A 13,383-nucleotide genomic window follows, 5' to 3' on the forward strand; every position below is an offset into this window, starting at 1 on the left:
TGCGCCCCCGATGCGCGTTCCAGACCTCGATCTCGATCTTCTCCGCTGTTTCGTGCAGGTGGCGGAGCGCGGGGGCTTCACCGCGGCCGCGCCCGCGCTGGGGCTGACGCAATCCGCCATCTCCCTGAAGATCCGGCGGCTGGAGGAACTGCTCGGCAAGCGCGTGCTGGAGCGGACCAGCCGCAGCGTGGCCCTGACCCCACAGGGCGAGACCCTGCTTGCCTATGCCCGCCGCATGCTGGCCCTGAACGAGGAGGCCGTGCGACGCCTGGTCGCGCCACCCGTGACCGGGCGGCTGCGCCTGGGCGTGGCGGACCACTTCGTGCCGCGCAACCTCGCCCCGCTCCTCGCGCGCTTCGCGCGCTCCCATCCCGGCATCCGGCTGGAGGTGGAGGTTGGCCGCTCCCATGATCTGCGCCGGGCCATGGAGGCGGGCTCGCTCGACCTCGTGCTCGGGAAACGGCGGGATGGCGAAAGCGAGGGCAGCATTCTCTGGACGGAGCCGGTGATCTGGGCAGCCGCCCCGGGCTGGCTGATGCCGGAGGGGCGCCCCCTGCCCCTGGCCATGCTGCCCGCCGGCTGCATGTTCCGCGATCGCGCCCTTGCCGCCCTCGCGCGCGCCGGGATGAGCTTCGAGGTGACCTATACCTCCCCCAGTCTCCTGGGCGTGGCGGCGGCGGCCCAGGCAGGGCTCGGCGCAACCGTGATCGGTGCCTCCGGCCTGCCGGAAGGGCTGGCGCCGCTGGGCGGCCTGCCGCCCCTGGGCACGGCGGACATGGCGGTGTTCGGCGACCTGGCCGGATTGGCGCCGCTGGCGGGCCCGCTGGTCCAGGCGATCCGCGACACGATCGGGCAGCCGGCGCCGCTCGCCGCCTGAGCGCCCCGCGGGCCCGCCCCGCGAAAGCGGCGATTGACCCGCGCGCAGGGCGGGGCGCAGTTTCCGTTCCATGACGCATGCGAATGTCCCGGCCGAGGAAGCCCCCAACCGCGACTGGCGGATCATCGGGCTGATCGGCACCGGCCATTTCCTCTCGCATTTCTACATGCTCTGCCTCGCGCCGCTCTTCCCGATCTGGCGGGAGGAGTTCGGCGTCTCCTACGCCGTGCTCGGCCTTTCAGTGGCGCTGATGAGCGCGGTGACGGCGCTGCTGCAGACACCGGTGGGCTTCCTGGTGGACCGGCACGGGGCGCGCCCCTACCTGCTCGGCGGCACGCTGATCATGGCGCTCTCGATCTCCGCCATGGCGCTGGCGCCGAGCTACTGGGTGATCCTGGGCCTCGCCGTGCTCTCGGGCATCGGCAATTCGGTGATCCATCCTGCGGACTACGCCATCCTCGGCAGCAGCATCGGCGAGAAGCGGATGGGCCGCGCCTTTGCCATGCACACCTTCACCGGCAATCTCGGCTTCGCGGCGGCGCCGCTGGTGATCGGGCTGATGACCCAGACGATGGGGGTGAGCTGGCGGGCGGCGCTGCTCTCCCTCGGGCTGCTCGGCGTGCCCGTGGTGGCGGCGCTGGTGCTCCAGTCCCGCATCCTGAAAGACCAGGCGCGGCCGAAGAAGGGCGGGGCGCCGGTGGGGCGCAAGGTGCTGCTCTCCCGCACCATGCTGATGTTCTTTGCCTTCTTCCTGCTCTCCTCCATGGCGGGAAGCGGGGTGCAGGCCTTCCTGATCGCGACGCTGGACCAGCTCTGGGGCACGCCGCTGGCCGTCGCCTCCCTCGCCCTCACGGGTTATGTGGTCGGCGCCACGGGTGGGGTGCTGATCGGCGGCTGGTATGCGGACCGCTATTCCCGCCACTTCACCTTCGTGCTCGGGCTCACCTCGCTTTCCATCCTGCTCTTGCTCGCCATGGGGCTGCTGCCCCTGCCGGACCTCGTCCTGCCCGTGGTGGCGCTCGTGGCGGGCACGGCGCTCGGCGCTTCCCGCACGCCGCGGGACGTGATGGTGAAGCACGCGGCGCCTCCCGGGCAGATCGGGAAGGTGTTCGGCTTCATCTCCTCCGGCCTGCCGCTGGGCGGCGCGATCACCCCCGTGCCCTTCGGGCTGATGCTGGACAACGGCATGCCATGGCTGGTGCTGCCGACCGTCGCCCTTCTGCTGGTGGCCTCCTTGCTCTGCGCCGGTGGGGCGCGGGGCGAATCCCTGCGCAGCACGCGCAGCACTTCGCCCGCCCCTGCCCCCGCCGAATAGGCCCGCGGACATGGCAGCGCCCTTCGACCTGGCGCTTGAGGCGCTGGGTTGGATCGGCACGGCGGCCTTCGCCACCGCCGGCGCGCTGGCGGCCGCCCGCAAGCGGATGGACCCGGTGGGCTTCCTGCTGGTGGCGGGGGTCACGGCCTTTGGCGGCGGCGCATTGCGGGACCTGATGCTCGGCCTGCCCGTGGCCTGGCTGACCCGGCCGGACCTCGCCATCCTCGCCGCCGTCTTCGCGCTGCTGGTCTTCTTCGTCGCGCCGCGGATCGAGAGGCGCGTGGCCCTGCTGCTCTGGGCCGATGCGGCGGGCATGGCCGTCTTTGCCGTGCTGGGAGCGGAAACGGCGTCGCGCGCGGGTGCGGCAGCCTGGGTCGCGGTGTTGATGGGCGTAATGACGGCCAGCTTCGGCGGGCTGATCCGCGACGTGATCTGCGGCGAGATCCCGCTGATCCTGCGCCGCGAGATCTACGCCACCGCCGCGGCAGCCGGGGCGGGAGCCTTCCTTGCCCTGGAAAGGCTGGGCGCGGCACGGACGATCGCGGTCGCGGCCGGAGTGCTGGTGGCCTTTATAACCCGGGCGGCGGCCCTGGGCGGCGGTTGGTCCCTACCGGCCTATGGCGGTCAGGCCGCGCGCGGGGCGGCGGACCCCGAGCCAGATGCGGACCGGAACGCGGAGGCGACCAACCGCATCTCCCCGGGCCCGTAGCGCTGGTCCAGCGGCAGCAGCAGGACGCGCCCCACCAGGGACCTTGTCCTTTCGCAGCCGGCTGGCTCCACCGGATCGGGCCATATGACCGGGCAGAAGATTCCGGCTTCCGCCATGCGCGCCGAGGTGGCGGCCGCATCCGGCACGAGGACGGGAAAGCCATAGGGCACCCAGGCCGGGGCGGAGGCTGGCAGGAGGTGGAAGCCATCGGGGATCAGCGCCGAAAGGACGGCATGATTGGCCCGGCGCGCGGCGGCAATGGCGCCGATATCCTGCCGCGCCAGCAGCGCGCCCGTGATCCTGCTGGGAAGTCCGGGCTCCACCCGCATCCCGGCTTCCGCTCTCCGGTAATCTGGAAACCAGCGCTCATTCGCCTCCTCCTCCTCAAAGCGCTGCAAGGCAGGCCATGGGCGCGCAGGGATCGCGGATGGTGGCTGCGGGGGCAGGGACTGCGCCCGGTCCGCGCCATTTGGGGTGACGACGCAGTAGCCGCCATCCGGCACGCCCAGGAGCTTGCGCGGGCTATAGAGGATGGCGTCGCCCAGCGGCGGACCGGGCCAGAGCGCCTGGGCACGGTCCTCGATCCAGACGACATCCCGCCGTGCCTCGGCCAGGCGGTACAGGGCCGCGGAAGCGGGCTGGCCGAAATAGGCGATCACCAGCACCGCATCCCCGGGTGCCAGGTGATGGGCGAGGAAGCCGGTATCAGGGCCCGGTGCCTGCTCCTCGTTCAGCGGATAGGTCGCCACCCCGGCCAGATACCCCCTGTCGCGGGCCGCCAGCGCGGCATCCAGCAGGGCATGGCAGGCGAAGCCGGGCAGCCAGAGCGTGCCGATGGGCGCGAAGGCGGCGCAGGCACCCAGCGCCAGGGCCGAACGCCCGTTGCGGAAGGCGTGGGGGCGCACCCCGCCCCCGAACCAGCGCTGCGCGACGCTCTCCGCCCCGCCCTCCCCGAGCGGCGGGCCGGGATCGAGCGGCAGGAAGCCACCAATGCCCATTCTATGCGCGCTCGGCCACCACGAAGAGGCTTGCGCAGAGATCCGGATAGCGCAGGCCGAGCTGGTAGCAGCCCTCCATATAGGCTTCCGAGATAAGCCCCGCTTCCAGCCCGCGATCCATCTGGAAGTTCGCCAGCGGTTTGAAGAAAACACCGCCGCGATCGACGATGCGGAGCCCCGCGGCCCGGATATCCGCGGCGAGGGTATCGGGCAGGTAGACCCGCCGGTGTCCCTCACGGATATCGGCTTCCGTGAAGGCGGCCAGTCCCGGGATCAGGCCCATTTCCACCGCGATCTGGCGCGACGGCGCCAGCCCGTTTGGCACGGCGACCAGCATTCTCCCACCCGGCGCCAGCCATTCCCGCGCGCGGCTGAGCACGAGCACGGGGTCCATCAGGTGCTCGAGCACATGGGAGAGGAAGATGGCGTCGAAGCGTGGCGTCGCCTCGAAGCTTTCGAAAAGCGCGCGGTGGAGGATGGCGCGCGGCGAAAGGCGGGCGGCGGTATGGGTGAGGAAGGAATCGGCCGCATCCACCACTTCCAGTACCTCGAAGAGCGGCTCGATCAGCACGGAGAAGGCGCCGTGATGGCAGCCCATCTCCAGGGCGCGGCGCCCTTCCGGGCGGGCGGGCAGATGCGGGCGGAAGCGGCGCAACATGTAGCCGCGCATCAGCTTGTCGAAGGTGAAGTCGGCATAGAGGCCGGCGATGGCGTTCAGCCGCGCCGTTTCCTCCGCGAGCATGGCCATCCTGGCCCCCTCTCCTCGTCTCGCCCGGCATGATGCGGCCCCGGCGCTTAACGGGCGGTTGAGGGATCCGCTGGCAGGCTTGCTTCGATGGTGCGCAGGAGGCGCGCCGAGGCGATGCGGAAGAACCGATGCTCCAGCGCTCCCCCATCCTCGTCTTTCCCGCCGGCATGGCGGCCGCGCGGCGCTTCGCGGAAGCGGCCAGGGCCAGGGGAGAGGTGCTGATCGGCGCCTCCTCCCTCGCCTTCGATCCGGCGCGGCCGGGCTACGAGGAATGGGCCCGCCTGCCCTATTACGACGCGCCGGATTTCGCGCAGGAACTGGCAGCGCTGGTGCGGGCGCGGGGGATCCTGCGCATCCACACGCCGCATCCGGTGGTGCATGCCCATCTCCGTCCGCTGCTTCCCTGCCTTCTTCCGGAATGCGTGCTGGATGAGGAACCGCCCTACCAGGCGGAGCTGTCGGGCTATCGCGGCTGGCTGCGGGAGGCCGAGGGGCTGGCGCGGGCCGGCGATGGGCTGGGCGGCGGCGCGCCCCGCAGCCCGGCCCTGGGCCTGGAGGCGGCGGCGGCCCTGCTGCGGCAGGCGCATGGCGTCCCAGGCATGTGCGACGATGCCAAGCTCTGGGCCCTGGCTGCCATCGCGCGCCACGCGCCGCCAGGCGATGTCGTGGAGATCGGCTCCTGGTGGGGAAAGTCGGCGGTCATCCTGGGCTGGCTGGCGATGCGGCACGGCATCGGCTCCCTGCTTTGCGTGGATCCCTGGTCCGTGGAGGGAACCCAGCAGTCGCATGAAGGGCTGGATGCGGTGAGCGCGGCGGCGGATCACGAGGAGGCGGCGCGCATCTTCCTCGTCAATCTTCTCGGCCTCGGCGCCCACGGTACGAACTACCTGCGGCTGCCCTCCGTCCAGGGTGCCGCGCATTACCGGGCGGATCCGGTGGTGCACTCCGCGGCTTTCGGTGAGACGCGCTATGCCGGGGAGATCGCGCTGCTGCATATCGACGGCAACCATGCCCATGAGCAGGTGCGCGCCGATGTGGAAGCCTGGATGCCGGTGATGCGCGATGGCGGCTGGCTGGTGCTGGACGACTATCTCTGGCCATTCGGGGATGGGCCGCGCCGCGTGGGCGATAGGCTGCTGTGGGACCGAGCGGGGGATATCGCCTGCGCCGTCACCGCCGGCTCGGCCCTGTTCCTCCGCTTTCAGTCCCAGTAACGCGTCCGCTCCAACAGGGCGTGGTAGTCGTCACGGGTGACGCCGATGATCAGCCGGTCCCAGAAGCGGCCCTGGCGGTGGAACCAGCGGCGCTGGCGTCCCTCCAGCACCCAGCCGCAGCGGTCGCAATAGGCGCGGCGGCTGGGCTCGTTATGCTCGATGATGGAGCTGTCCAGCCGCTCGAAGCCGAGCTCGTCGAAGGCATGGCGCATGATCGCCATGATGGTGTCCGTGCCGATGCCCTGCCCACGCCGGGCGACCGGGCCGATCATCATGCCATGATGGGCGTGGCGGTTCTTCCAATCGATTTCGACCAGGTTGGCCGTGCCCAGCAGCTCGCCGCCCAGTGTGATGGCGAAGCGCCGATCGGCCGGGGATGCGGATTGCGCGGCGATCCATGTCCGGGTCGCCGCGAGAGAGGTGGGGAAGTGCCACCCGCCCAGCCGCTGCCAGATCTCCGGTTCATTCGCCCAGGCATGGAGGAGAGGCGCATCCTCCTCCTCCAGCGCGCGCAGCACCACGCGGCGCCCAAGGATGTTCATCAGCCCTGGTCCGCCCGGTAGCTCCGCCTCTCCGGCGGCTGGTAATAGGCGTCCAGGCTGTCTGGCACGCGGGCGTTGAAGCCCAGGAGCTGGCGCAGCGCCTCGTCCCGCGGTTCCGGCCCCATGCGGGTATAGTCCATCTGCGGCTTCACGAAGGGGCGGGTGTAGCCGATGGTCAGGGCCCGCCGCGGCGCCGCGCTGCGGTTCACGCCCGCGCAATGCCAGAGATGGGAATCGAACAGCACGACGTCGCCCGCGCGGCCCGTGTTGCGCTCCGCATGTGCCAGGAAGACCTCGTCCGGCGGGCGGTCCGGATGGTGGTGGGAGCCGGACAGCATCCAGCTTGCCCCGTTCTCCTCGGTGAAGTCGTCCAGCATGACGAGCATGTTGATCATCAGCACATAGGGCGCGCTGAAGCCGCGGACATCACGGTGGATGCGGCCGACATAGGCGCTGGTGTCCGGCCGGTTCAGATAGGCGCCGCAGGCGTTCAGCACATAGGGCCCGCCACCGAGGAAGCCGGTGATCTCATCATGCAGGGGCAGCCCGGCCAGGAAGCGGTCCACCGCGCCGCCACGGCCGGCCAGGTGATGAAGCGTGCCATCCGTCGCCTCGGCCACGCCGTTGCGGAGCTGGATGGCGCGCCATGTCGCGTAGCATTCGTCCAGCTCCTCCCGCAGCGCGCCGAGCAGCCCGGGGGCGATGAGGGCGGGGAAGCGCACCCATCCGCGTATGGCCATCAGGTAGCGAAAATGGGCGGCTTCCGACGCCGCCGGATTCATGGCGTCCATCCTGGCCGCTCCGTGATCCTGGGCCGCCAGGATGAGGAAGGCGGGTTAAGGCTTCGCCAAGATCAGCTGCTGCCCGCCACAGGGACCGGGCCGGCGCAAGAAGGCGTTCTAGTGGTGCTCTCCGTTCAGGCGGTTCCCGTTCAGTCCCGGCCCCGGGGAAGTCGCCTGCCCGTCATCGCCTTTCCTGGCTTCCACCCCCGCCATCTGGATGCGCGTGGGCTGCTCGAAGGCTCCCTGCGCGGGCCGTCGCTGCATCGACCAGTTGGCCTGCAGCCGTACCTCCGGGTTTGGCACGGTCCAGCAGGCACCATCCGTCTTCAGGAAGACCACCCACATCAGATGCGCCTCCGGCCCGTAATCGATCATGAAATGGGCAAGGCCGGCACCGCGGACCGTATCCATCGGCAGGGGTGGATCGAGTTGCAGGATCATGTGCAACGAACGGGGGCCGTTCCAACGCGGTTGCTGAATTTAACATGACTTTATTTCCGGCGGAGCCGCCTTGACGATCCGCCGGAAAGACAGGGCTCAGACCGCCCCGATGCCGAGCATTTCCGCATAGCGCGGCGTGGCCTTCAGCCCCGTGCCCGTGAGGATCACCGCCACGCGTTCCCCAGCCCTCACCCGGTTGTCGGCGGCCAGCTTGCCCAGCGCGGCCACGGCCTGCGCGCAGGTCGGTTCCACATAGATGCCCTGGCGGGCGAGGGAGAGCGCGGCCTCCGCGATCTCGGCTTCCTCCAGCAGCACGCCGCCCCCGCCGCTGCGGCGGAGCGCGCCGAGCACCTCGGCCGGGCGGATGGGCTGCGCGATGGCGGTGCCCTCCGCGATGGTGGGGCGCGGCGCCTCCGGCGGCAGGCCCATGGCTTCGCGCGCCAGGGGGCCGCAATGGGCTGGCTGCGCGGCGTAGAGCCGGGGCAGGCGGGGAATGGCGCCAGCCCGCAGCAACTCGCCGAAGCCGATATCGCAGCCCAGCACGTTGGAGCCCGCGCCGCAGGGAATCACCACCGCGTCCGGTGCCTCGAAGCCCAGATCCTCCCAGAGCTCATAGGCCAGGGTCTTGGTGCCCTGGAGGAAGAAGGGATGCCAGTTGTGGCTGGCATAGAAGAAGCCCGACGAAGGGTCGTTGCCCTGGCGCAGCGCCTCGTCCGCGCAGTCCTGCCGGGTTCCGGGCGTCAGCTGGATTTCCGCCCCGGCGGCGCGGGACTGCACGGTCTTGGCGGGGGAGGTGCTGTCGGGAACCAGGATGCGGGCGCGCATGCCCCCGGCAGCGGCATAGGTGGCGATGGCCGCGCCGCCATTGCCCGAGGAATCCTCCAGCACCGCCGTGATCCCCTGGTCCCGCAACAGGGAGAGCATCACCGAGGCGCCACGATCCTTGAAGGAGCCGGTTGGCATCAGCCACTCGCATTTCAGCAGCGCCTCGAAACCGGCGACGCTGCGCCGCAGCAGGGGCGTGCGCCCCTCCCCCATGGCGATCGGATCGCGCGGGCGGAAGGGCAGCGCGGACGCATAGCGCCACAGACCCGGCGCCGAGGCATCGATGGATTCCCGGGTGATGCCGGGCAGGTCCGTCAGAAGAAGCGGCTGGCCATCATCGCCGCGCCAGCGCGGGGTTTCCAGCGGCCAGGTCTGTCCGGTGCGCGGGTCGAGATAGGCGGTCACGGGCGGTCCTCTGCGGAAGGGGCGGCAACCTGTCTTGCCGCCGGGCGCCCCGCAAGAGATACCAGGGCATGACCGACCGCACTGATGCCGAGGCTGTCGCCGCCCTGGCCGCCGAGCTTGTCCGCATCGACAGCCGCTCCTCCGTCTCCAACCTCCCGCTCGCGGAGCGGGTGGAGGCGGCGTTGGCCGGCTTCGAGATCGAGCGGCTGGACTATGCCGATGCGGCGGGCGTGGCCAAGCGTGCCATCGTCGCGCATCGCGGCGGTCCCGGCGGGCTGGCGCTGTCCGGCCACATGGACACGGTGCCCGATACGGGCTGGCAGGACGACCCCTTCTCCGGCCGGATCGACGCCGATGGCATGATGCACGGGCTGGGCACCGCGGACATGAAGGGCCCGGTTGCCTCCTGCATCATCGCTGCCACGGGGCTGCCGGCGGATATCCCGGTCACGCTGCTCATCACCACGGATGAGGAGACGACCAAGGCGGGTGCGGCTCTGATCGTGGAGGCATCGGAACTGGCGCGGCGGGCCGCCCTCAGGGGGATCATCGTGGCGGAGCCGACGCGGCTGGCCCCCATCCGGGGGCACAGGGGCACGGTGAATTTCGAGGCGGTGGCCAGCGGCATGCAGGCGCATTCCTCCACCGGCCTGGGGGTGAACGCGAACCTGGCGCTCATCCCCTTCCTGGCGGAGGTGAAGGCGCTGCATGACCGCCTGCGCGAGGATCCCGCCTTCCGGGATGAAGGCTATGATCCGCCTTTCCCCGACCTCAACATCGTCATCGACAACCATGGGACCGCGATCAACGTGACCGTCGCGCGGGCCACCGCGCGGATCAAGTTCCGCTATTCCCGCGCGCTGGACCCGAAGCCTGTGATCCGCGCGCTGGAGGAAGCCGCCGCGCGGTCTGGAATCGTCCTCCGCTACGTGGTGGATGGTTCCCCGCCCGAGCTTCCGCCGGAGCACCCGCTGGTGGCTGCGGCCGTGGCCGCCACCGGGCAGCCCGCGCGCACCGTGCCCTTCGGCACGGATGCCACGCGGCTGAACGCCCTGGCGCCCTGCGTCGTGCTCGGCCCGGGTGATATCGGCGTAGCCCACTCCACCCGGGAACATGTCCCCGTTGCCGAACTGGCCGCCGCCATTCCGCTCTTTCGGCGTCTCCTGCGTGAGGGCGCGCAGGCCGGTTGAGGGCGAAAGCGGCGCGACGCAAACCGAATATAACGTAGGTTATAACTCACATTTTCCGAGAGGCCCGAAAAAGGCGATAGCCGAGAACAACCGTCGGGCTTTCAACCGCGTTGGGCCCGCAGCTTCGGAAGCCGGAGCCTGCCCGACCAGGATCGTGACCAGTCGCCACTCATCGAGCGGGCAGCCGGAAAGAGGAGTGGGCCAGGCCCGCCTCCTCATGTCGCAGGGGATTTTCCTTGTGGCCCGGAATGAGCAGGAAGGAATCCGCACTCATGATGAACCGACGTGCACTCGGTATCGCGCTCGCCGGCGCTGGGCTGGCTGGCTGCGCCGCGACCGCGCAGCCCAACATGGCACCCCAGGGCATGGCGGCCGCGCCGCCACCTTCCTCGGGCGGCCCCGGCGCCGGTCTCCGCATGCAGGCCCTGCAGGGCGGCGCCTTCCTGATGCAGACCGCCCAGCTCGGTGCCAGCAAGGCGCAGCGCGCCGATCTGCGCCGCTTCGCCCCCTTTGAGGTAACGGAGCAGCAGGGGCTGGTGCAGGCCATGGGGCTGCTGCACGGGAACATGGCCCCGCCGCCGCCGTCCGCGGACAAGGCGGCGATGCTCCAGCAGCTGCAGGCTGCGAATGGCCGCCAGTTCGACCGGCTCTTCGTCACGGCGCAGGTGCAGGGCCATCAGGAGGCGATGGCCACCTACACCTCCATCGCCCAGGACGTGGCCGCCCCGGCTGCCGACCGCGCCATCGCCCTTCTGGCCGTGGACCGCATTCGCGAGCACCTGACCTTCCTGCAGGCCATCGCACCGCGGGCCTGAACACTTGCGGGGCGCGGCGATGTCGCGCCCCGCATGTCCTACTGGTTGCCGCCGGGCTGCCAGAGCGGGTCCTGCCCCATATTCAGGGCCCGGGAGAGCACGAAGAGATGGTCCGATAGACGGTTGAGGTAGCGGACCGCGTTGCCGTTCAACACCTCCTCGGCCGCCAGCGCCACCACGGCGCGTTCTGCCCGGCGCGCGAGGGTACGGGCCAGATGCGCGTGCGCCGCGGCAGGGGTGCCCCCCGGCAGCACGAAGGAGCGCAGCGGCGGCAGTTCCGCATTCAACGCGGCCAGCTCCTCCTCCAGCCTCAGGCACTGCGCGGCGGAGATGCGCAGCCCCCCTTCTGTTCCCGGCACGGAGAGGTCCGCCCCCAGGTCGAACAGGTCGTTCTGGATGCGGGCGAGCATCGCATCCTCGTCCTGCGCCGTGTGCAGGCGCAGCAGGCCGATGGCGGCGTTCGCCTCGTCCACCGCGCCCAGCGCCTCCACGCGCAATGCATGCTTCGGCACGCGCGTGCCGTCGCCGAGCGAGGTTTGCCCGGCATCGCCGCCGCGCGTGGTGATGACGTCCAGCTTGACCATGGGGCTCCTGATCTATTCCAGCCTGAAGACGACGCGGTAGTCGCGGCTGCCCCAGATGGGCATGCCATCCCGCAGGGCGGGGAAGAAGCGGCATCGGCGCACGCCGCGCTGCGCGGCCTCGTCCAGTGCGAAGGAGCCACTGGAGCCGATGATGCGCGCCTCCACCACCCTGCCATCATCGGATATGCGCAGGCGGAGATTCACCGCGCCGGTGACGCCGCGCTGCCGCTCGGAGGCGGGATAGCCGATCACGTCCTCGCAGCCCGGCTGCGGGGCACCCACCGTACGGCTCTCACCCGGCGAGCCCAGGTTGCCCGCGCCGAGCCGGACGCCCCCCGTGGCAAGGGGCACCTCCACGCTCCGCATCGGCGGACTGGCGGCGGGCGGCACGGCTGGCGCGGGAGGCTGGGGCGGGACGGGGCTTGGCCTTGTGGAGGGCCGGGGCGGGGGCTGCGGCGTCGGCGGGGGAGGCAGCGGCAGAGGCTCCGCCGGATATGCGGGAGCAGGCGCGGGATCAGGCTGCCGGCTGGGTTGAGGGGCTGGCTCGGCCGGAAGCGGCAACGAAGGTGCGGCTTCTGCCGGGGGCGCTGGCTCGGAGGATGGCGCTTCGGCCGGCGCGGCGGGCGGCGCCGCTTCTGCCGGCAGACCTGCCGGGGGCAGGGGCGCGGGGGGCTCCGGGGCGGGGGAATCAGCGGGGACAGGTGGTGGCGTGGATGGCGTGGCGGCGCCGGTGCGGGCCTCGTCCGGCACGGGCGCCGCCCCGAGCTCGGGAGCAAGCGCCTCCGCCCCCTCCCCCGCGCCGACCGGCCCCTCCCAGACAAGCGGCGTGCCCTCCACGATGCGGGGTTCGGGCAGGCGTTCAGGGTCCAGATCGAGCAGGATGGCGGCGAGAGCCGCCGCGTGCAGCGCCGCCGCGACCCACCACGCCCAGGCGCCGCGCCGGCCCCGGCGGCGCCGCGGCCGCCAGGCCGGCGCGGCGGCGGGCACATAGGCCCAGGCCGGGTCGGCTGCCGGAAGGCTCAAGCGCGCCGGGTCACAGCACCAGCACCCCGCTGTGCTTCGCCTTGCCCTCGGGTTCCACATGGATGGTGATGACGGCGTTGCCGAGGGTGGATTTCAGCGCCGTCTCGATCCGGTCGCAGATGTCATGCGCCTCGGACACCGCCATCGCGCCGGGAACGACGAGGTGGAACTCCACGAAGGTGATCCGGCCCGCGCGGCGGGTGCGGAGGTCATGCGCCTCGATCGCGCCCATGGCCTCGGCCGAGACAAGGCTGCGGATGCGGGCGAGGTCCTCGGGATGAACCGCCTCGTCCATGAGCCCGCCAACGCTCTCCCGCAGGAGGCGCCAGCCGGAGAAGAGGATCATCACGGCCGTTACGCCCGCCAGCAGCGGGTCGAGCCAGAGGAGCCCCGTCACCGTCACGAGACCGACACCGATGATCACCCCGGCGGAGGTGACCACGTCGGACATGAGGTAATGCGCATCCGCCACCAGGGCGGGGGAGGAAAGCCGCTTCCCGCGCCGGCGAAGAATCGTTGCCCAGGTGCCGTTGATCACGGTGGCCACGGCGGAAAGCGCGAGGCCCGCCACGGGCTGGTCCGGCGCACGCGGGCTGGCCCAGGCCTGCCAAGCCTCCTGCAGGATCAGGGAGGCCGCGACGAGGATCAGCGTGCCTTCCAGCACGGCCGAGAAATATTCGACCTTCGCATGCCCATAGGGATGGTTCTCATCCGCGGGCATGGCGGAGTAGCGCACGGCAGCCAGGGCCGCGGTGGCGGCGGCCACGTTCACCACCGTCTCGAGCATGTCGGCGAAGAGCGCCGTGCTGCCCGTCAGCCACCATGCCGCCCCTTTGAGGGCAAGCACGGTGAGGCCGACGCCGAGGCTGGTCCAGGCGGTGCGTTCGGTCGGGCTCATAGGGGTCGGACTCATCC

The 13,383-nt window shown here is 71.0% G+C and carries 15 protein-coding genes; 6 read left to right on the forward strand and 9 right to left on the reverse strand.

The features are described from left to right. Positions 1 to 10: 10 nt before the first annotated feature. The 3 genes from J8J14_RS04940 (at position 11) to J8J14_RS04950 (ending at position 2,901) form a co-directional block, all read left to right on the forward strand. Positions 11 to 877 (forward strand): LysR family transcriptional regulator, encoded by an 867-nt coding sequence (locus J8J14_RS04940; protein ID WP_209378359.1) that lies wholly within the window; start codon positions 11 to 13, stop codon positions 875 to 877. 70 nt (positions 878 to 947) lie between these two features. Continuing rightward, entirely contained in the window at positions 948 to 2,192 is a 1,245-nt protein-coding gene (locus tag J8J14_RS04945; protein WP_209378360.1) for an MFS transporter, read from the forward strand. Between the two features lie 10 nt (positions 2,193 to 2,202). Next, entirely contained in the window at positions 2,203 to 2,901 is a 699-nt protein-coding gene (locus tag J8J14_RS04950; protein WP_209378361.1) for a trimeric intracellular cation channel family protein, read from the forward strand. Here the strand turns inward: J8J14_RS04950 and J8J14_RS04955 are convergent. Beyond that, on the reverse strand, positions 2,817 to 3,899 hold the full coding sequence (locus tag J8J14_RS04955) for a PLP-dependent aminotransferase family protein (RefSeq protein WP_209378362.1): 1,083 nt from the start codon (positions 3,897 to 3,899) through the stop codon (positions 2,817 to 2,819). The two genes, J8J14_RS04950 and J8J14_RS04955, sit on opposite strands and share 85 nt — an antisense overlap. A gap of 1 nt (position 3,900) precedes the next feature. After that, positions 3,901 to 4,647: a class I SAM-dependent methyltransferase gene (locus J8J14_RS04960; protein WP_209378363.1), complete on the reverse strand. Its 747-nt coding sequence runs from the start codon at positions 4,645 to 4,647 to the stop codon at positions 3,901 to 3,903. Between the two features lie 128 nt (positions 4,648 to 4,775). On the opposite strand from J8J14_RS04960, the gene J8J14_RS04965 reads away from it, so the two are divergent. Beyond that, complete coding sequence (locus J8J14_RS04965) at positions 4,776 to 5,861, forward strand: class I SAM-dependent methyltransferase (protein WP_209378364.1); 1,086 nt, start codon at positions 4,776 to 4,778, stop codon at positions 5,859 to 5,861. On the opposite strand, the gene J8J14_RS04970 is transcribed toward J8J14_RS04965, so the two are convergent. From J8J14_RS04970 to J8J14_RS04985, 4 genes are all read right to left on the reverse strand, one after another. Then, positions 5,849 to 6,403 carry a GNAT family N-acetyltransferase gene (locus tag J8J14_RS04970; protein WP_209378365.1) on the reverse strand — a complete coding sequence of 185 codons (555 nt, stop codon included), beginning with the start codon at positions 6,401 to 6,403 and terminating at the stop codon, positions 5,849 to 5,851. The two genes, J8J14_RS04965 and J8J14_RS04970, sit on opposite strands and share 13 nt — an antisense overlap. Then, positions 6,403 to 7,194 (reverse strand): phytanoyl-CoA dioxygenase family protein, encoded by a 792-nt coding sequence (locus J8J14_RS04975; protein ID WP_209378366.1) that lies wholly within the window; start codon positions 7,192 to 7,194, stop codon positions 6,403 to 6,405. The genes J8J14_RS04970 and J8J14_RS04975 overlap by 1 nt, the downstream gene beginning before the upstream one ends. 108 nt (positions 7,195 to 7,302) lie before the next feature. Continuing rightward, positions 7,303 to 7,626: a hypothetical protein gene (locus tag J8J14_RS04980; RefSeq protein WP_209378367.1), complete on the reverse strand. Its 324-nt coding sequence runs from the start codon at positions 7,624 to 7,626 to the stop codon at positions 7,303 to 7,305. Between the two features lie 96 nt (positions 7,627 to 7,722). Beyond that, positions 7,723 to 8,856, reverse strand: coding sequence for a threonine synthase (locus tag J8J14_RS04985; protein WP_209378368.1), 1,134 nt, complete (start codon positions 8,854 to 8,856; stop codon positions 7,723 to 7,725). Positions 8,857 to 8,924: 68 nt separating this feature from the next. On the opposite strand from J8J14_RS04985, the gene J8J14_RS04990 reads away from it, so the two are divergent. Both J8J14_RS04990 and J8J14_RS04995 read left to right on the forward strand, forming a co-directional pair. After that, positions 8,925 to 10,046 carry a M20 family metallopeptidase gene (locus J8J14_RS04990; protein WP_209378369.1) on the forward strand — a complete coding sequence of 374 codons (1,122 nt, stop codon included), beginning with the start codon at positions 8,925 to 8,927 and terminating at the stop codon, positions 10,044 to 10,046. Between the two features lie 272 nt (positions 10,047 to 10,318). Further along, a complete protein-coding gene (locus J8J14_RS04995; protein WP_209378370.1) occupies positions 10,319 to 10,861 on the forward strand; it encodes a DUF4142 domain-containing protein in 543 nt (180 codons plus the stop codon). Positions 10,862 to 10,899: 38 nt separating this feature from the next. Here the strand turns inward: J8J14_RS04995 and J8J14_RS05000 are convergent, their stop codons facing one another. From J8J14_RS05000 to J8J14_RS05010, 3 genes are read right to left on the reverse strand one after another with little or no spacing between them, the layout of a single operon-like run. Then, on the reverse strand, positions 10,900 to 11,445 hold the full coding sequence (locus tag J8J14_RS05000; protein ID WP_209378371.1) for a cob(I)yrinic acid a,c-diamide adenosyltransferase: 546 nt from the start codon (positions 11,443 to 11,445) through the stop codon (positions 10,900 to 10,902). 12 nt (positions 11,446 to 11,457) lie between these two features. Next, entirely contained in the window at positions 11,458 to 12,468 is a 1,011-nt protein-coding gene (locus J8J14_RS05005) for an energy transducer TonB (RefSeq protein ID WP_209378372.1), read from the reverse strand. A 10-nt stretch (positions 12,469 to 12,478) separates the two neighbouring features. After that, a complete protein-coding gene (locus tag J8J14_RS05010; RefSeq protein ID WP_209378373.1) occupies positions 12,479 to 13,366 on the reverse strand; it encodes a cation diffusion facilitator family transporter in 888 nt (295 codons plus the stop codon). Between the last annotated feature and the right edge of the window lie 17 nt (positions 13,367 to 13,383).

It is taken from the genome of Pararoseomonas baculiformis, assembly GCF_017813395.1.
Taxonomy (GTDB): domain Bacteria; phylum Pseudomonadota; class Alphaproteobacteria; order Acetobacterales; family Acetobacteraceae; genus Roseomonas; species Roseomonas baculiformis.

What these genes read in the sequence shown, in the direction of transcription:
- J8J14_RS04940 (WP_209378359.1), top strand. Translation starts at nt 11, where the DNA reads ATGCGCGTTCCAGACCTCGATCTCGATCTTCTCCGCTGTTTCGTGCAG.
- J8J14_RS04945 (WP_209378360.1), top strand. Translation starts at nt 948, where the DNA reads ATGACGCATGCGAATGTCCCGGCCGAGGAAGCCCCCAACCGCGACTGG.
- J8J14_RS04950 (WP_209378361.1), top strand. Translation starts at nt 2,203, where the DNA reads ATGGCAGCGCCCTTCGACCTGGCGCTTGAGGCGCTGGGTTGGATCGGC.
- J8J14_RS04955 (WP_209378362.1), bottom strand. Translation starts at nt 3,899, where the DNA reads ATGGGCATTGGTGGCTTCCTGCCGCTCGATCCCGGCCCGCCGCTCGGG.
- J8J14_RS04960 (WP_209378363.1), bottom strand. Translation starts at nt 4,647, where the DNA reads ATGGCCATGCTCGCGGAGGAAACGGCGCGGCTGAACGCCATCGCCGGC.
- J8J14_RS04965 (WP_209378364.1), top strand. Translation starts at nt 4,776, where the DNA reads ATGCTCCAGCGCTCCCCCATCCTCGTCTTTCCCGCCGGCATGGCGGCC.
- J8J14_RS04970 (WP_209378365.1), bottom strand. Translation starts at nt 6,403, where the DNA reads ATGAACATCCTTGGGCGCCGCGTGGTGCTGCGCGCGCTGGAGGAGGAG.
- J8J14_RS04975 (WP_209378366.1), bottom strand. Translation starts at nt 7,194, where the DNA reads ATGGACGCCATGAATCCGGCGGCGTCGGAAGCCGCCCATTTTCGCTAC.
- J8J14_RS04980 (WP_209378367.1), bottom strand. Translation starts at nt 7,626, where the DNA reads ATGATCCTGCAACTCGATCCACCCCTGCCGATGGATACGGTCCGCGGT.
- J8J14_RS04990 (WP_209378369.1), top strand. Translation starts at nt 8,925, where the DNA reads ATGACCGACCGCACTGATGCCGAGGCTGTCGCCGCCCTGGCCGCCGAG.
- J8J14_RS04995 (WP_209378370.1), top strand. Translation starts at nt 10,319, where the DNA reads ATGATGAACCGACGTGCACTCGGTATCGCGCTCGCCGGCGCTGGGCTG.
- J8J14_RS05000 (WP_209378371.1), bottom strand. Translation starts at nt 11,445, where the DNA reads ATGGTCAAGCTGGACGTCATCACCACGCGCGGCGGCGATGCCGGGCAA.
- J8J14_RS05010 (WP_209378373.1), bottom strand. Translation starts at nt 13,366, where the DNA reads ATGAGCCCGACCGAACGCACCGCCTGGACCAGCCTCGGCGTCGGCCTC.